This is a genomic window from Novosphingobium terrae, assembly GCF_017163935.1.
Taxonomy (GTDB): Bacteria; Pseudomonadota; Alphaproteobacteria; order Sphingomonadales; family Sphingomonadaceae; genus Novosphingobium; species Novosphingobium terrae.
On record NZ_JABVZR010000002.1, the window covers coordinates 2288092 to 2305434 of the forward strand.

Sequence of the window (17343 nt, forward strand, 5' to 3'; positions counted from 1 at the left end):
TTGCCTCGCCACTCGGCCCCAAACAGACGATCAGCCTCCCGCAAAGAGCTGAAGGAGCGCCGATGACCGACTTCTACCCCGGAGCCCTGCCACTATCGGGACAGGCCATTCAGCTTATTGAAGAGGCTGCGCGGACCATGGGGTGCTCCTGCGCCACCTTTGTTGCCTTGGCCGCTACAGAGCTTGCCGAGCAGATCGCCGTAAAGGCGCCGCAGCCCTTGGGGCACGGACCGGCCTGCACCTTTATGCCCGTTATCTGATCGCTATTTTCGCCAAAAGGATTGCACCATGCTCGACGGAAAGACTGCTCTTGTCACCGGAGGCTCCAGCGGCATCGGTCTGGCCGCTGCCCGCACGCTGCGCGATCATGGTGCGCGCGTTGCCATCATGGGCCGCTCACCGGAGAAGCTTGAGGCGGCAAGGCTGGCGCTGGGCGAGGATGTTCTGGCCATCCATGGCGATGTTGCCTCGCTGGATGATCTGGCGCGTATGCGTCAGAAGCTGGAGGCGGGTTTCGGCACGCTCGACATTCTGTTCGCCAATGCCGGGATCGCGCATGGCACTCCCATCACCACGACCGATGAGGCCACTTACAGTCGCATGATGGATGTGAACGTCAAGGGCGTGTTCTTCACGGTGCAAGCGGTCTTGCCGTTGATGCGTGAAGGCGGTTCGATTGTTCTCAACACATCGTGGCTCAATCAGGTGGGCACGCCGGGGCGGGCCATTCTCTCGGCTTCCAAGGCGGCGGTGCGCTCTTTTGCACGCACCATGTCGGCGGAACTGCTGGAGCGCGGCATCCGCGTCAATGCCGTCAGCCCCGGCTCGATCGAGACGCCGATCCATCGCGGCAAGGATCAGAGCGAAGCCGATTTCCGTGCCTATGCCGAAAGGGTGGGCGGGCAGGTTCCGTTGGGCCGCATGGGGCGGCCAGAGGAAATCGCGGCGGCGGTGCTGTTTCTGGCCAGCGATGCCTCCAGCTATATGCTGGGCGCCGAGATCGTCGTCGATGGCGGAAGGGCGGAGCTTTAGGTCATGCGCATCAACGATGATCTGTCGATCCCCGCGCTGGTCCATGCCGCCGCGCTGGACTGGGTGCCCAGTCCGGCCGCCGGGGTGGAGCGCCGCATGCTGTTCCGCATCGGCGAGGAAAAAGCGCGCGCCACCTCGATCGTGCGCTATGCGCCGGGCAGCGCCTTTGCCCGCCACGGTCACCCTGGTGGCGAGGAATTTCTGGTGCTGAGCGGCACCTTTCAGGACGAGACCGGCGACTTTCCGGCGGGCAGCTATGTGCGCAATCCGAAGGGGACCGCTCACGCCCCCGCCAGCGCGGAGGGTTGCGTCATTTTGGTCAAGCTCTGGCAATTCGCAGAGGATGACCGCGAAAGGATCGTGCGTTTGCCCGGCGAGGGCCTCATTGCCGATCCGCGCGCCGGCGCCTTGTCCTCCCGCCTGCTGTTCGATGGCGCGGGCGAGACTGTGCGGATCGAGGCATGGCAGCCGGGCGCGGACATACTGCTTCCCAATCACGAAGGGCTCGAACTGCTGGTTCTCGCTGGCGGCTTCACCTGGCAGGGTGAGGCGCTGACGGCTTGGAGTTGGCTGCGCCTTCCGGCCCATCAGCCCTTGCAGGCAAAGGTCGGGCCCGGGGGCGCGCAGGTCTGGTTCAAGCAGGCGCCTCTGCTCTCGCCGCGCGTCTGTGCCTTCGACAGCGACGCTGATGCGTGATGCGCTGCGATCTGATGCTCGCTGTGTTGACAGGTTTGGGCGGCACTGCGGTGCTCGATCTGTGGGCGCTTGCGCTCAAGCGGCTGCTGGGGGTGCCCGGCGTCAACTGGGCTCTGGTGGGGCGCTGGATCGCTACGATGCGACAGGGCCGCTTTGCACACATCAGCGTTGCCGCTCTGCCGCCCGCGGCCGGGGAAGGAGCGATTGGCTGGATTGCCCATTATGCGATCGGCGGGGCCTATGGTCTGCCTTTGCTTGGTATTTGGGGCAAGGGCTGGTTCCGACACCCCACGGTGATACCGCCCCTGATCGTGTCATGGGTGCTGCTGGTGGCGCCTTACTTCATCATGATGCCGGGTATGGGATGGGGGCTGGCCGGGGCGAAAACGCCGCGCCCCAACGTCACCCGGCTCAAGAGCGTGATAGGTCATTCGGTGTTCGGGCTCGGCATGTTTGCCACCGGGCTGATGCTGGCGCGGATCTGACCCCTTGCCACGCCGCCCGGTTGATCTTCCATTCCGCGCGCCTGGATACGTGCGTGCCATCGTTTCAGGATCTGACACCATGAAAAACACCAAGGTTGCCATCATCGGCGCGGGTCTGGCCGGTCTCTATGTTGCCCGAGCCCTGCATCGCGCAGGCGTCGACATCCTGCTGATCGAGGCCCGGGAGCGTATCGGCGGTCGCATCTTCACCGCCGATGCGGCGGGATCGCCCACCGAGGATGGCTTCGATCTGGGCCCGTCCTGGTACTGGCCCGAAATCCAGCCCGCCATAGCCGAGCTGGTCGCCGAGCTGGGGCTGTCTGCCTTCGCCCAGAACAGCGAGGGTGATGTGATTTTCGAGCGCATGTCGCGCGAGAGCCGCCACCGCTACCGCAGCGCCGCCCAGAGCCCGCAATCGATGCGCCTGGCAGGTGGCTCGGCGGCACTGGTGCGTGCGCTGGCAAAGGATTTGCCCGAGGCCGCCGTTTTGCTTGGAACGCGCGCGAAAGCCATGGTGCTGAAAGAAAACGGCGTGGTCCTGAACCTGCACAGCGCCCATGGCGAAGACACGGTTCTGGCTGAACGGGTGGTCGTGGCCTTGCCGCCCCGCCTGCTCGACGCCACAGTGGATTTCACCCCGCAGCAGGAGGAGGATGTGGCCCGGCGCTGGCGCGAAACCGCCACGTGGATGGCCCCTCATGCGAAATTCTTTGCGCTGTATGACCGTCCCTTCTGGCGCGAGGATGACCTGTCTGGCACGGCACAGAGCATGGTCGGCCCCATGGTCGAGATGCATGATGCCACCACCGCATCGGGCGCGGCGGCCCTGTTCGGTTTTCTCGGTGTGCCGGCACCGCAGCGGGCCGCGCTAGGCGAGGCCACGCTGACCCGCGCCTGCATCGACCAGCTCGCGCGTATCTTCGGACCCGAAGCCGCTGCTCCCAAGGCCACGCTGTTCAAGGATTGGGCTGCCGACCCGCTGACGGCCACGCCTGTTGATCTCGGCGCTGCCGGGCATATCCTGCCAAGCGATGCGCCTTGGGTGAGGGGCCCATGGGCAGCGCGGCTGACGCTGGCTGGCAGCGAAACCAGCGCCAGCGAGCCGGGCTATCTGGCCGGTGCCGTCGATGCCGCGCGCCGCGCCGTCGAACAGACGCTGATCGGGTTGGGGATCGATGACCGCGAAGTCTGACCAGGTCTCGCGCGCCCCGCATCGCAACATCCGTCTGCTGACCATCGCTCAGGCACTGGGTGGGGCCAATTCGCCCATCGTCATCTCGCTTGGCGGGCTGGTGGGGCAGCATCTCTCGCCCGATCCCAAGCTGGAGACGCTGCCGGTCAGCCTGCTCAATCTGGGGTTGGCGGTGGGCACGGTGCCCGCCGCCTTCATCATGCGGCGCTATGGACGGCGGCAGGGTTATCTGCTGGGCGCGGTGATCGCGCTTCTGGCCGGGCTGATCGCCACGCTGGGGATCGTCCGCCACAGTTTCGCGATTTTCTGCGCTGGCACGTGTCTTGCCGGTTTCTACTCCTCCTATGTGCAGAGCTACCGCTTCGCCGCCGCCGACAACCCCACCGGCGCGGCAAGCCAGAAGGCCATCGCCCGGGTGATGGTGGGCGGTCTGGTTGCCGCGATCATCGGTCCGCAACTGGTTATCTGGACGCGCGACGCGCTGCCCGGCCATGCCTTCGCGGGCAGCTTCCTGAGTCAGGGCGTGCTGGCGATGATGGCCTTTCCGGTGCTGCTGATGCTGCGCCCGCCCGCCGAGCGCAGCCATGGCACCGCGCAGCCCGCCGCAAACCGCGCGCTGCGCGATATCCTGCTGACCCCGCGTTATATGCTGGCGATCGCCACGGGGGTGGTTTCCTACGGGTTGATGACCTTTGTGATGACAGCCTCGCCCATCGCCATGGTCGGGCATGGCCATTCGGTGGACCGCGCCGCTCTGGGCATCCAGTGGCATATTCTGGCAATGTATGGCCCCAGTTTCCTGACCGGGCGGCTGATGGCAAGGTTCGGCAAGGAGAAGGTGGCGGCCACGGGCCTACTGCTGATCGGCGCCTCGGCGGTGGTAGCTCTGTCGGGGCTGGACATCGCGCATTTCTGGGGCGCGCTGGTGCTGCTGGGTGTGGGCTGGAACTTCGGCTTTCTGGGCGCCACGGCGATGGTCGCCGATTGCCACACGCCGAGCGAGCGCAACAAGGTGCAGGGTGCCAATGATTTTCTGGTGTTCGGCACCGTGGCGACGGCCTCCTTCTTTTCCGGAGCCTTGCTGCACAGCTCGGGCTGGGCCACGATCAACTGGGTCGTGCTGCCCGCGGTTTCACTGGTGCTGGTTCCGCTGCTGTGGCGCTCCGCCGCCGCTATCGGAAGGCTTAATTCGTGCTGGCAAGGGCAGCTTTGTCAGCGGGATTTGTGACAATGAATGCGATGTGGAGTTGTGCGCCAAAGTTGACTGAGTGATCGCCCCCTTAAAAGCTGCCAGTTCAATTGGACGCGCCGCCAATCTGGCGCTAGATGCTTTGGTGTGACTGATAATACTCGCCTTTCCAAGACGATATCGCTGTGGCTACGCCATCGTCCCGATGCTGCTGGCCTTGTGCTGGATCAGCAAGGCTGGACAGATGTAGACAGTCTGTTGTCCGCGCTGGTTGAGGCCGCGTTGCCCTGCGATTGGCAGGATTTGCTGCGACTTGTCGAGGAGAGCGACAAGCAGCGCTTTGAGCTTTCTCCCGATACGGTACGGATCCGGGCGCGTCAGGGCCATTCGGTGCCTGTCGCGCTGGACTGGCCGCAGGCTTCGCCGCCCGATCTGTTGTACCACGGCACGGTGGAACGCTTTCTTCCTGCGATCCTGAGCGACGGCCTGTTGCCGATGGGGCGGCATCATGTCCATCTTTCGCCCGATCTGGATACGGCGGTGAAGGTTGGGGCCCGGCGCGGGCCACCCATCGTGCTGCGCGTGCAGGCTGCGGACATGGTGCGGGCGGGACATGGTTTTCAGCTGACCAGCAACAATGTGTGGCTCACTCCGCATGTGCCCCCGGCCTATCTGTCCATCGAGGGGCGACCCACCCCATGACCAGGAGACGTCAATCCCATGCTTGAGGAAGGCCTGAAGGCCGCAGTTGCCAAAGTGGGCGCGCATCTCGATGCGTTGGAAGGTGCCTTTGTCTCCCGGCGCGCGCTGCTCGAACTGGTGATGCTGGGCCTGCTGACGCGCGAGCATGTGCTGCTGATCGGCCCGCCCGGCACGGGCAAGTCGGCGGCGGTGCAGGCGCTGGCCCGGGCGCTGGATGCCAGCACCTTCGACTATCTGATCGGTCGTTTCACCGAGCCGGGAGAACTGTTCGGCGCGCTCGATCTCGATGCGCTGCGTGATGGACAGATCCGCCCTGTTACCAAGGGCATGCTGCCCGAGGCGGAGGTCGCCTTTCTCGATGAAATCTTCCTTGGCTCCACGGCGATCCTGAACTCGCTACTGAAAATCCTGAATGAGCGGACCTATCGGCGTGGCCAGTTCGGCATGAGCGTGCCGCTGATCTCCTGCATCGCTGCCTCGAACGAGCTGCCGCAGGATACGGCGCTGGCGGCTTTTGCCGACCGATTTTTGCTGACGATGTTCGTCGATCCGGTCGGCGATGAGGCGCTGGGGGCGCTGATCCAGGCGGGATGGGACGATATGCGCGGCGCCCATGCACCGGTGCCGCCGCTTGAGCACGGCGTGCTGGCCACGCTGCAGGCAGCGGTGCTGGAGGTCGATCTGGCGCCGATCCATGATGATTATGCCCATATCGCGCGCAAGATCAGGCTTTTGGGTCTGTCGCTTTCGGATCGCAAGCTGGTCAAGGGGCTCAAACTGATCGCGGCCTCCGCGCTGTTGCGGGGCAGTCTGGTGGCGGGCAAGGAAGACCTTTGGCCGGTGACCTATCTGGTGCAAAGTCGCCAGCATCAGAGCGAACTGCGGCAACTGCTGCATGCCGAGTTGCAGCACAGCCGCAACCCGGTGCTGACCGGCAGCGTGGCGCAGGCAACCCATGATCTGACCGCCCATGCTGCCCAATTGGGCGAACGCGCCACCCACTTGCTGCAAGCCCGCCCGCAGGATGGCGGGGGCGAGCAGATCGAACATTGGCTGGTCCGGCTGGAAACCATGCTCACAAGGATCGATGCTGCCTTCGCGCCCGATGCCATGCCGCCGCATCTCGCTGCGCTCCACAAGGAGATCGAAACCGCTTTGGCCAAGGGAGCTGACACCCTTGTAGCAAAAGATGCGGTGAGCGGAGACTGACGATGCGGTGGCTGCGGGTTGCGCCGCTCCAGACGGTCGATGGCCTGCTGCTGACCGGCGGGGATGCGCGGGATCGTCTGGCGCAGGCCCTTGCGGGCAAGCCCCGGGCGATCCGCATGCTGCCGTTTGCCAGCGGGGCCGGTTGGGCGGCGCTGTTCGCCCGCCCGCTGGAGCCCGATGGCGAGCCCGTCCTGCCCCGCATCGCCGATGCCATGCCGCTTTACCGCGCGACCGACGGCTGGTGGTTTCCGGTCGGCTGGGCGTTGAATGTGCCCGCGCATGCGCTGGGGGAGGTGCTGGCCCATCTGGCGGCGGCGCATGATCTGGCGCTGCCCGCTATCGCCGTGCCCCGCGCGCCTGATGATGCGGAATGTGGCGCTTGCGATCTCTATCCCATCCGCCACACTGCCGGGCTTGCCTCATGAGCAAGGCTTCCATCCTGCCCGAGGCCTACACGCCATTCCGCCCGCTGCTGGAGCAGCTGTCACCCATGCTGGCCGAGGTGCTGGGCGGGCTGCTGGCGCAATATGAACATCTCGCCGATGCTTTTGCCGCGCTGCTTGAAGCCGATCGGGGCGAGTTCGCAGGGCTCGGCGGCTTGACCCATCACGGCGACATCGACACCATCGTGCAAAGCGAGTTGCTGCTGCGCACTGAGGCGCCTCTGGAATTCTTGCGGCGGCTGGTCGAATCCGAAACCCTGTTCCATGACCGTATCCATGTCGATCCGGGCCAGCAGCGGGTGCTGCGGGTGATGGTCTCGGTCGGGCCGGGGATCATGGGGCATGGCCGTATTTTGGCGCTGGCGGCCCTGTTCCTGCTCGCACGGGTGGCGATGCAGCGCGGCGCGGACTTCCATTGGTGTTTCCTGCCCCGTGCCGAGGGCGCGATCTGGTTCGATCAGCTTTCGGTCAACACGATCAAGCGCTTCCTGCGCTCGGCCAGCTTCCGCGAGGCTGGCCCGGATGATCTGCGCGGCGCGCGTGAGGCATGGGAGCAGGCCCATGACAAGCAGCGCCAGCCATGCACCGACTGGATGCTGGGTGCGGCCTTGCCCACTCAGAGTGCCTCCGATGAAAGCGGCGCCGTACACAATGCGCTGCGCTTCACCCTGCTGCCTTACCGCCCCGGCCAACCGCGCGCCGCCGACCTCGATCTGCGCTGCCATGGGCGGGAGGCGTGCCGCAGGACCGTCTCCTTCGCGCCGGACCGGCTGTGCCTTGCCGCGCTGGAAAACCCTTTTTCGCGCCCGCAACCGGCCCGCGCCGCCGCCCCCGCGTCGGGCGGGCCGGTGCCGGCGATGGCCGGTTGGGAGCCGCATTATCTCTCCCTGCCCAATGGGTACTATCGCCTTGTCAGGCTCAGCGATGGCCTGCTGGTGATCGGGGCCGCAAAAAATGCCTCAGATTGGGGTCTCTGGTTCGTGCCCCTGCCGGAAGAGGTCACGCTGATGGGCGTGGCGATCGACGATGCCACACTCGCCCTGCTGCGCCACAGCGTGGAGGATGGCGTGCAGAAGCTCAGCTTCCGGCGGGTGGCGCTGGTCCGGGGAAATGCGGGGGTGTGGCCAACGCTGAAAAGCCACGCCGTGCCCTGCAACCAGCCTTTCGCCGGACGCAGCCGCTATGCTCTGCCGATGCTGTCGCGTTACCATGATCCGGAATTCTATTCGGTGTCGGGGCAGGGCTATCGGCTGACCTTTGGCGTCAATGACAAGCCCTCGACCTTCACGCCGCTCTACAAGCAGCCGCGCACGCTTCTGAGTACGGGCGGGCATCGCGTGGTGGAGCTGATGCTGGGATCGCGCCCCGCCTTGCAGCTTATAAAACGCGATCTTTCGACCTATGGCCATTTCAGCCTGCCCGATTGCAACACAATGCCCAAGGCCTTTCACGCTCTGGCCTGGTCCGCCAGCAACCGCGATCTGGCCTATGCGTTGCGCCCCGGGCAATGGACCGTCGCGCCGCTCCACAGTCCCGGCGCTGCCGAGCCTGCTGCCCGCCCCCGCCAGTTCCAGACCGAACCGTGCGAGCGCGTGCTGGTGGCCGGGGTCGACAAGGCCGGCGTCTGGGCGCGCATCTGGTCGGATGCGCGCCATGGCGGGGAGGGCACCATCGAATGGTTCAAGCTGGAGGAGGGCAAGCGCAGCCGCCGCCTGCCGCCGTTGCCGCTGGGCGAGCATGCCGGGGCGATCGCCACCGTGCTTCCGGCGGATGACGGTTTCTGGGCCGTCGCACTGGATGGCGAGGGCGCGCCTGAGCATCTGATCCATTATCGTCAGAACAAGCATTCGGGCCAGGTCCGGGCCAGCACCCATGCCCTGGCCGATCTGCGGGCCAAAGCGGTGGTGCTGGCCTGGGAAGACCCGGCATGAGCCGCGCTGCCGCCTCCCATGTTGCCCGGCGTGCACGGCAAAGCGCGCCGCGTGCCTTTCCAGCGCGCCCGACGCTGCCCGCGCAGACGCCGTGCCGCGCTCTGGCCTTTGTGGTGCGTGCCGGCGGGGGGCTGCCCGCGTTGCACAGCCTGCGGGACAGGGTGAGCGAGATGCGGCGCGGCTCGATCGGTTCGGGTGCGCGCGCCAGAACGGTGTTGATCCTGCTGTTCCACGGCCCACCTGCGCCCCATGGCGCGGATCATCCCACAGCCCTGCCGCTGGTTGGCACGGAGCATGGCGGGCTGACCAGCCATTTGCATGAAACCGGCGCTGACGGGGCAGGGGATCATCTGGGCCGCAGGGTGGACCTCTGGTGGTCTGGCGCGGTGCATCATTTGGTGCTTGATGTGCTGGAGCCGGTCTCGCTGGGCACGCTCTGGTCGCTGCCGGAGGTGACGATCCATCCTGCCGATGCCCCGCAGCCGCGCATGGCGGGAAGCGATGCCGGTCCCTCCGGCATGGTGCCGCGCGATCCGGAACCGGGCGAACATCTGAGCCCCCTGCATCGCCGCACCCCGCCGCTGCCCCGGGTTGAGGACAACCCTTTCCGCGAGCTGCATGAAGCCATCGCCCGCCGCCCCTCGCTGCGCTCACTGTGGCGCAGGCGGGTACAAGGCGGACTGAGTCCGCAGGAGAAGCGCTGGCTGTTTGGCGGACTGACCCTGTTGGCCGGTTTGTGCGCTTTGCCGCTGGTGGTGTTGGCCGTGGGCGGGTCGTTCTGGTCGCTTCTTCCTTTCTTCGTCGGTGCCGCAGGCGCGGCAGGCGCCAGGCGAGGCGGCAGCAGCTCACCGGCAGGAAGCCATGCCCGCGGCGTACCGTCCGCGCCTCGGCAGGGGTTGTTCGATCATCTGACCAACTGGCTGCGCTGGCATATGCCTGCCTCCACGCTGCGCAGCCAGCTGGACGCGCGGGTCAAGCGCATCGAAAGCCTTGCCGGGCAAGGCGCCATCGATGAGGCGCTGCGTCTGGCTCTGCGGCTGAACACCAAGGGCGACAAACAACCGCAGAGCAAGCGCTATCCCAAACAGTTGCCCGCAGCCCGCGCGCGGCTGGACTTTGATATGACGCCTTTGTCCAGTGTGGCGCCGATCCTTGGCCCGCAGCATGGCGGGGCCTTGCTGGCCTGCTATCACCAGCTCGCGCAGAAGCTGGAACGCGAGGGCGATCACCGCCGCGCGGCTTTCATCCATTCGCAACTGCTGGGCCAGCACGCGCAAGCCGCGCTTTTGCTCGAAAAGGGCGGACTGTCGGAGGAAGCCGCGCAGCTGGCCTATGCCGCTCAGCTGGCGCCGAGCCTGACCGTCCGTCTGCTTTACGCCGCCGGTCAGGCGGATAGGGCGCTGGCGCTGGCCAGGCGCACCGGCTGCTTCGATGAACTGGCGCGTGACAGCCGGGGCAAGGATCCGGCCTATCACGCTTATGTGGTGGGGGCGTGGTCGGATCTGCTGGTCGAAAGCGGCCAGCCCTTGCGCGCGCTTCAGGTCACCGATGAGGTGGCCGGGCGACAGGATGCCGATCCGGCCCTGCTGCGGGCCCGTCGGCGCTGGTTGGAACAGGTGGGTGAGGCCGATGCCCGATCCGGCTTTCAGGCCGAGGCGGTGGTACGCGTCCTGCTGTCCGGCGCCTTGGCGCAGGCCGATGCGCTGGCCGCTTTTCCAGCTGTCTCGCCTTTGCCGCAGGATCGGCTGGATGCTCTGGCCTTGGCTGCCCTGCAGCAAGCCGCGCGATCAGAGGATGCGGGCGAGGGCATGCTGGCGGCGCTCGATGTCTGGAACCGGCTGGCCGCGCGTGCCTCGCCCGAGCAAACGCGCTTCTGGGACGGCGGCGGCCCCGCCCTGATCGAGGCTTTCGCCCGTGCCGTGTTGCAAGGCGCCTCGGCGCGGCTGGCGCCGGGCGATCTGGCGGGGTTGCAGCGGCTGCTGCGTCTGGCCGGGCTTACTGTGCTGGCGGCGGATATTGGCAAGCTGGGCAAGCTCCACCGTGCCGCGCAGAAGCCAGCGCGGCAATGGCAGGTGCGGCCTGCGGCGACGCTTCGGCCCCAGGTGTTGGCAGGCTGCCTGCTGGGCAATGGCCTTGTTCTGGCCTGGCGGGCCAATGAGACGCTGGAGGTGTTCGATCGCCATGGCGCGCCCGTCTGGCGGCATCATCTGCCCGAGGTCACCGCGCTTGTTCCTCTGGGTTCGGGTGGGGAGGCGCTGATCGTTCAACGCGCGCCCGAGTGCAAGTCCAGAGTCAGTCGTTACACGGCGCATGATGGGCGCTTTCACGCCATCGGTCTTGTCGATCTTGTGGCCCATCACGCCATCACCTCCGATACCGCCTGGCTGGTACAGATCGGTGGAGAATTCGGGGCGCTCGGTCTGGCTGCGCTGTGCGCGCGTGAGCCGCGGTTCGAATTTCTCTGGTCCTGCGCCCTGACAGAAAGAGTGCGGGCGGTGGCCTTCCTGCACGGCCCTCAGGCGGCATCATGGATCACCATCGATATGACGGGCGATCGTCATGGTGTTGTGGAAATGTGGAGCATGCAGAGCAATGGTCAGCTGACCACCTCGCTCTGCCTTGCCTTGTCGAGTCAGGGCGATGATGCGCCTCTGCCGCCCGTATCATGGGGCTGGGGTCACCGCGCCGGCACATCCATGGTCCAGCCCATCGACGGATCTGCCGCAAGGATGGTGGTGGTTCCATGGGCGGAAGATCAGGAAGGCCGCGCGCGTCAGATCGCGGCCCGGCGCCAGCCTTTTGAAGCGGATGACAGCTTTGCGCCCTGCGATTTCGGTCGCCAGCTTGTGCACTATAGCAGAGCAACCGAGGCGGCCGGGGCACAGGACGAAACCGCGATACTGCGTTTCGGTGACAGAGCTTCGGCATTTGTCCTGCGTCATGCCGGGGATTGCATGCTCACCTGCCTTGCCCGCTCGGCAGGCACCGTGCAAACGCCGGATGCCAAGGCCGCGCAGACTGACACGGGGGCGAGGGTGATGTTGGCCGATCCTTTCGGGCAGATCTTTCTGGTCGATCCCGAACGCGCTCGGGTCACCGTGGTCTAAGCACCCCGCCTTCTCCGCAGTGAGTTCGCCATCTTGAAGATGGTCAGCAGCATGTGCCGATGTCAGTTCAGGAGACGCCGGGGGGCTGATCTACTGAAGCTTCCCTATGGCCTCTTTGTCCTGATGAACAGATGACGGCTATCAGGATTGGCGAGTTTGACGCTGCGCAGAAATGGCCATGAGTCCGAGTGCGAACCTTATTCCACCTCTGCGCAGTCGCATACCCAATCTACAGGCCGTAGCGCAGGGTGAAAATCACTTGCCTGGGGTTGCCATACTCACCGCCATAGGGGCTTTCCAGAAGGAGGTAATGCCGGTCGGTCAGATTGGTCACGTTCACCGAGAGCGTGAGGCGATCCATGACCTTGTAGGCTGCGCGCAGATCGAAGGTCTCATAGGCGCCTTGCCGCAGATAATTGCCGTCACCATCGGTGGCATAGGTTCCGCTGCTGACATAGGCGCCTGCGCCAAGGCTGATGCGCTTCAGCCTGCCGGGCAAGGTGTAGTTGGTCCACAGCTTGAAAAGGTGGCGCGGCGCGATGCTCTCGAAACCGACGCCATTGGCATTCTGACTGGAATCGAGATATTTGGCATCGGTGTACGTATAGCCGCCTGAAATCTTCCAACTGTTCGTCAGATAGCCATTCGCGGTGATTTCGACGCCCCGGCTGCGGGCGCGACCCGTTGCAATATAATAGCCTTCATTGGGGTAGCGCGGATCGGACACCGCACGGTTTTCCTCCGTCAACTGGAACAGCGCGATCGCGGTGTTCAATCGTCCGTCCAGATAGTCGCCCCTGACGCCGGCTTCATACTGAACGCCCTCCAGCGGAGGCAGCACGGTGCCGGCCACGGTCTGGGACGTCTGTGGATTGTAGATCGTCGCATAGCTGAAGTAAGCGGAATAATGCTTGCCGATCTTGTAGATCAGCCCGGCATAGGGCGTCACCTTGCCGGACACATGGCTGGCATTGACGACGCTGCCCAGGCTGGTCGTATCCCACCAGATCGCCCGCGCACCGGCCACCAGCGTCAGGGGATCGGCCAGGCTGATGCGGGCGTTGCCGTAAAGCCCGTATTGATTGACGGCGGTGGTGTAATGGAAGGTGTTCGGCCCATCGAAGGCCGGACGGGGTGCAGTCTGAACCCAGGACAGGGGTTCTTCCGCATCGCAGAAGATGTCTCCTCCGGCGCTGTCGTTCGGGCCGCAGCGATAGGCGGTGTCACGGAAATCCTCGCGCTGATAGGTGGCGCCGAAGGTCAGCGCATGAGCGCGGCCGAAGAGTTGGAGCGGCCCAGTCACAAAGGCGTCGATCGATTCCTGATTGTCGAACTGGTGCCATGTCTCCGCCTCATAATCCGCCAGATCGGAGCCGATGTTGAAGCCGCCCGCAAAGCCCTGCAGCACGGTCGAATGGCTGCCCAGATAGTTGAACGCCAGCTTGCCCGACCAGCCTGCGCCCAGCTTCTGGTCGAGTTCGGCAAAGCCGGTCTGATAGGCATAGGTGTTATGAGCCCATGGCGCCTCGGTGTTCGTGGAGCGGGTGCCGAACAGGATGTATTGGCCATTCACCGGCGTGTCATAGGCCAGCGCGCCCTCCCAATTCGCCCTTTCGTTGACATGCGTATAGCTGCCGCCCACCCGTACCTGTGTCGTCGGGCTCAGATCTGCTTCAACCGTGCCGTAAATGAGCGCGTCATGGCGATAGCTGGTGTCCTGCATCAGGTTCTGGCTCTGGATGTTGCCGACCACACGCGCCCGGACAGAGCCCGAAGCGTTCAGCGGGCTGCCTACATCGAGCGTGCCGCCAAAGTCATTATAGGTTCCGGCAAGAGCCTGAGCCGAAAACTGGAAGGTCTTTGGCGCGCGTTTGCGCACCATGTTGAGCGTGCCGCCCTCATTGCTGAACCCACTCATCAGACCGTCAGGCCCTTGCAGGATCTCGACCCGGTCGAACATCGCCAGATTGGGCGCGATCGAGGCAAGATTTTGCGTCGTCGGCATGCCGTCCAGCATCCAGGTGGTGATCGGAAAGCCGCGCGAGAAAAAATCCGTCCGCTCGGAATCAGTGTTGCCGATGGTCACGCCGGGGGCCCAGCGCATCGCATCGTTCAGAGTCAGCATGGCTTGCTGCTGGATCTGCTCCTGCGTGATGACGGTCACCGTCTGCGCGATGTCGCGCTGGGCAAGCGGGGTCTTGCTGCCGACCGTCGTCGGCGGATTGGGCATTTTCGCATAGGGATCGCTGGCCTTGGGATCATAGCCATTGGCATAGGTTGGGGAACCTTCGGTCATCGCCCCATCGACCTGCACCGCGCCCAGCTGGATTGCGTTGCCCGTTGCCACAGGCGCGACCTCGATCCGCACGGCGCGCGGGCCGATAAAACGGAATGTCAGCCCGGTTCCCGCAAGCAGACGGCAGAGCGCTTCGGGGGCGGCCATGGAGCCCGCTACGGCAGTGCTCGTGCGTTTGGCCAGCGTTTCGGCGGTTGCCGTGATCTGCATGCCCGATTGCTGCCCGAAGATCGCTATCGCGTCGCTCAGCTTTTGTGCGGGAATATCGAAGGAGCCGCTCGTGCTGGCGGTTTGGGCTGTGGCAGCGGTCGCGCTGGCCATGCCCAAGGCGCTGCCGGCCAGCCAGACCCCCATCAACGACTGTCCCATCCAACCTTTTCTGGCCATTCCCCGAAACATCAATGCTGCCTCCTTCGCTCAATCCGGGCGCCTGCATTGATAATGCGTTGCAGATGCGCTTTGGGATTGAAGACGCCGGCTCCTTCATTTTTTCCGGAACTTTTTTGAAAAATCTGGCCGCAGCTATTGGCTGACGATCAGCAGCCAGGGCGTGATCCGGGTTACTCGCCCCCCATAGGGGTTGACCAGGGCCTCAATGGCATCGGCGGGAGCCTTGGCATCATAGCTGCCCGAGACACGCCGTTGCCCCAAGGCCTTGTCGCTGAGTAGAATGTGGCCGCTATACCAGGGGCGGATCTCATCGATGACTTCAGCGATCGTCCTGTCCGTCGCAACCACGCGTCCGTTCCGCCAGGGGCCAGCGAGGCGCGGGTTGACTGTGCCGGTCTGGGCGCCCCCCACGGATGGCACTCGCAACCATTGTCCGGCAGTCATGCGATAGGGGACGCTGGCAGGCCGGTCGACCTGCACCTCGCCGTTGGCGACCGACACCACCGTTGTCGATCCCAGCAACCGCACATCGAAGGCGGTCCCGATATCCGTGGTGGTTACATCGCCTGCCTTGACCGTGAAGCGGCGAGAAGGATCATGCCTGATATCGAACCAGGCTTCGCCGGCCAGCAGATGCACCGTGCGGGTGCCGGCTCGTTCTTCGAGCGCGATGGCGCTTTCCGGTCCCAATCTGACGGCATCACCGCGATCAAGGGCAACCACCTTCATCTCGCCGGCGCCTGTGATGGCATCGGCCTGCAAACGGAGTTGCAGGTGTGGCGCGATTGCCAACGCCAGACACGCCGCAAGCGCGAAGCCCGCAAACCCACCGATTCTGCCGCGACGTGTGAGCCATGCCGGGGCAGGCACAAGCGGCGGCCCCGGTTGTATCGGAGCACTGCCCAGCAGATCGTCTTCCAACCCGGCAAAGGTCAACTCAACGCTGTCCCAGGCTTCGCGATGATCGGCGCTCTGGGCGAGCCAGCGGTCGAAAGCCGCGCGCAGGGCCTGATCATCTGGCTCCTCGCGCAGCATGACGAACCATTCGGCGGCCTTGTGGTGGAGGCTCAGTTCAGCGTCCATGGAGGCGGTCCCATACATTCCGCGCCGGCAGGGGCGACGGCGGTGTTCCATCTTTCAGGGACGTTCCCAAGGCTCCATTTTCCGTAAAAACCATCCTGGCGGCCCTATCGACCTTTGGGCCGACGCGCGGAGCAGTGCGCCAGCCCGTCGATCACCAGCGCGTGAGCGGAGGATATGGAGATGCCGAGTTCCACTGCGATCTCCCGCAATTTCAGGCCCTGAAGCCGGTAAAGCTCGATGGCCTTGCGCTGCTGGGGCGGCAGCGTGGCCAGAACATCCAGCACCGAGGCCAACTCCTGCCTGGCGATCAGATGCGTCTCCGCAGAAGGTGCGGGATCGGCAACGGCCAGCGCCACGGTTTCCAGATCCTGGCCAGACGACACGCGTTTTTCCCGTTCGATCCGGCGCAGGCTGTCGATGGCGAGGTTGTGAACCGTGCGGCGCAGATAGCTGGCGAAATCTCTCACCGGTTCGACACTGGTCCGGCGCCGCAACACCAGCCAGGCATCCTGCACGATATCCTCGGCCCGGGTCCGGTCTCCCAGAATACCGGCCGCATAATCGACGAGCGAGGCGCGATGGCTGGCATAGTGCCGGATTTCATGCGCCTCGAACTTCACACCATTCCTCGATCGACCGGACGTGTTGATCCCGCGTAACCCTGGAAGGCGCGAGGCATTGCGATTCGCTCGCAATAAACAGGATGAGCGGGGGTTGCAACTGAGGTTTCAATCGCCAGAATCCAGCGTTCCGCCGATCCCATTCGAGCGACCTTGAGGCGTTCGTCCAGGAATGTCTGGCTGGGCGACAGGCCACTATGGCCCTGCTCAGGAAGGGCACGTTAAGTTGTGAAGTGCATCGAATTGCGGTGTGCCAACAGCAAATATTTGTTCATCTTGCGGACGCCAATCCGATCGAACACGAATTGCCGCAAACTCTGACCATAACTCATTTTAAGAATCGCTCGCAAAAACACCTTGCTTCCGTTATGGGCCGGCACCTTCCGTAACAACGGCCCGGAAACAAAGGCCTCCATGACGTCTGAGCGGCTTGATCTCTACCTCTCGCATCGCAAGGCCTTGATCGATCAGGCGAGTCGAATCATCGGCGATGGCGCGCGTGCCGAGGATGTCGTGCAGGATGCCTGGCTGCGCTTCTCATCCTTGTCGGATACCGACAGCGACGGACAGCGCATTCTCCAGCCTTTGGCCTATCTGCGCCGTATCGTGCGCAATCTGGCCATCGATCTGTCGCGTCGGCAGGCGCATGAAAACTGGGATCCCAACGGCGATGCCGATCTTGCCGAAATGGCCGCCCCCGAGCCGACGCCCGAACAGACGGCTTTGGCGCGCAACGAACTCGATCATGTCACGGCGGCGCTGGAAGGCTTGCCGCTGCGCACCCGTCAGGCCTTCGATCTCTACCGCTTTCAGGGCAAGACACTGAGCGAGGTGGCGGTGATCCTTGGCATTTCGCAGACGCGCGCGCATCAGCTTGTGCAGGATGCCATCGCCCGCTGCACGGCTCGTCTGATGCAAGGGGGCAGGCCATGATGCGGTGGGCCGGACTGAAAAGAGGGGCCGCGCCC

The 17343-nt window shown here is 64.7% G+C and carries 16 protein-coding genes; 13 read left to right on the forward strand and 3 right to left on the reverse strand.

Annotated elements, in window-relative coordinates; genetic code table 11:
• Window positions 1-62 precede the first annotated feature (62 nt).
• The 11 genes from HGK27_RS27930 (at window position 63) to HGK27_RS27980 (ending at window position 11986) form a co-directional block, all read left to right on the forward strand.
• Window positions 63-260, forward strand: coding sequence for a hypothetical protein (locus HGK27_RS27930; RefSeq protein ID WP_206244065.1), 198 nt, complete (start codon window positions 63-65; stop codon window positions 258-260).
• 28 nt (window positions 261-288) lie between these two features.
• The gene (locus HGK27_RS27935) at window positions 289-1032 is read left to right on the forward strand and encodes an SDR family oxidoreductase (protein ID WP_206244066.1); all 744 of its coding nucleotides are present in this window, start codon (window positions 289-291) and stop codon (window positions 1030-1032) included.
• A gap of 3 nt (window positions 1033-1035) precedes the next feature.
• Window positions 1036-1728: a cupin domain-containing protein gene (locus HGK27_RS27940; protein WP_206244067.1), complete on the forward strand. Its 693-nt coding sequence runs from the start codon at window positions 1036-1038 to the stop codon at window positions 1726-1728.
• A 14-nt stretch (window positions 1729-1742) separates the two neighbouring features.
• Window positions 1743-2213 (forward strand): DUF2938 domain-containing protein, encoded by a 471-nt coding sequence (locus HGK27_RS27945; protein WP_241127557.1) that lies wholly within the window; start codon window positions 1743-1745, stop codon window positions 2211-2213.
• A gap of 79 nt (window positions 2214-2292) precedes the next feature.
• Window positions 2293-3405 carry a flavin monoamine oxidase family protein gene (locus HGK27_RS27950; protein ID WP_206244069.1) on the forward strand — a complete coding sequence of 371 codons (1113 nt, stop codon included), beginning with the start codon at window positions 2293-2295 and terminating at the stop codon, window positions 3403-3405.
• Window positions 3389-4633 carry an MFS transporter gene (locus HGK27_RS27955; RefSeq protein ID WP_206244070.1) on the forward strand — a complete coding sequence of 415 codons (1245 nt, stop codon included), beginning with the start codon at window positions 3389-3391 and terminating at the stop codon, window positions 4631-4633. Before HGK27_RS27950 ends, HGK27_RS27955 begins: the two co-directional genes overlap by 17 nt.
• 108 nt (window positions 4634-4741) lie before the next feature.
• Complete coding sequence (locus HGK27_RS27960) at window positions 4742-5296, forward strand: RNA 2'-phosphotransferase (RefSeq protein ID WP_206244071.1); 555 nt, start codon at window positions 4742-4744, stop codon at window positions 5294-5296.
• Between the two features lie 18 nt (window positions 5297-5314).
• The gene (locus HGK27_RS27965) at window positions 5315-6505 is read left to right on the forward strand and encodes an AAA family ATPase (RefSeq protein ID WP_206244072.1); all 1191 of its coding nucleotides are present in this window, start codon (window positions 5315-5317) and stop codon (window positions 6503-6505) included.
• A gap of 2 nt (window positions 6506-6507) precedes the next feature.
• Entirely contained in the window at window positions 6508-6930 is a 423-nt protein-coding gene (locus HGK27_RS27970; RefSeq protein ID WP_206244073.1) for a hypothetical protein, read from the forward strand.
• Window positions 6927-8879 (forward strand): hypothetical protein, encoded by a 1953-nt coding sequence (locus tag HGK27_RS27975; RefSeq protein ID WP_206244074.1) that lies wholly within the window; start codon window positions 6927-6929, stop codon window positions 8877-8879. The genes HGK27_RS27970 and HGK27_RS27975 overlap by 4 nt, the downstream gene beginning before the upstream one ends.
• Complete coding sequence (locus HGK27_RS27980) at window positions 8876-11986, forward strand: hypothetical protein (protein WP_206244075.1); 3111 nt, start codon at window positions 8876-8878, stop codon at window positions 11984-11986. Before HGK27_RS27975 ends, HGK27_RS27980 begins: the two co-directional genes overlap by 4 nt.
• A gap of 229 nt (window positions 11987-12215) precedes the next feature.
• Here the strand turns inward: HGK27_RS27980 and HGK27_RS27985 are convergent, their stop codons facing one another.
• The gene (locus HGK27_RS27985) at window positions 12216-14651 is read right to left on the reverse strand and encodes a TonB-dependent siderophore receptor (protein WP_206244076.1); all 2436 of its coding nucleotides are present in this window, start codon (window positions 14649-14651) and stop codon (window positions 12216-12218) included.
• Window positions 14652-14683: 32 nt separating this feature from the next.
• On the opposite strand from HGK27_RS27985, the gene HGK27_RS31340 reads away from it, so the two are divergent.
• Window positions 14684-14815 (forward strand): hypothetical protein, encoded by a 132-nt coding sequence (locus HGK27_RS31340; protein ID WP_274617187.1) that lies wholly within the window; start codon window positions 14684-14686, stop codon window positions 14813-14815.
• On the opposite strand, the gene HGK27_RS27990 is transcribed toward HGK27_RS31340, so the two are convergent.
• On the reverse strand, window positions 14805-15755 hold the full coding sequence (locus HGK27_RS27990) for a FecR family protein (protein WP_206244077.1): 951 nt from the start codon (window positions 15753-15755) through the stop codon (window positions 14805-14807). The two genes, HGK27_RS31340 and HGK27_RS27990, sit on opposite strands and share 11 nt — an antisense overlap.
• Before the next feature lie 104 nt (window positions 15756-15859).
• Window positions 15860-16375 carry a sigma-70 family RNA polymerase sigma factor gene (locus HGK27_RS27995; RefSeq protein ID WP_206244078.1) on the reverse strand — a complete coding sequence of 172 codons (516 nt, stop codon included), beginning with the start codon at window positions 16373-16375 and terminating at the stop codon, window positions 15860-15862.
• A gap of 414 nt (window positions 16376-16789) precedes the next feature.
• Here HGK27_RS27995 and HGK27_RS28000 point away from each other — a divergent pair, with 414 nt between their 5' ends.
• Entirely contained in the window at window positions 16790-17308 is a 519-nt protein-coding gene (locus HGK27_RS28000; RefSeq protein ID WP_206244079.1) for a sigma-70 family RNA polymerase sigma factor, read from the forward strand.
• The last annotated feature ends 35 nt before the right edge of the window (window positions 17309-17343 follow it).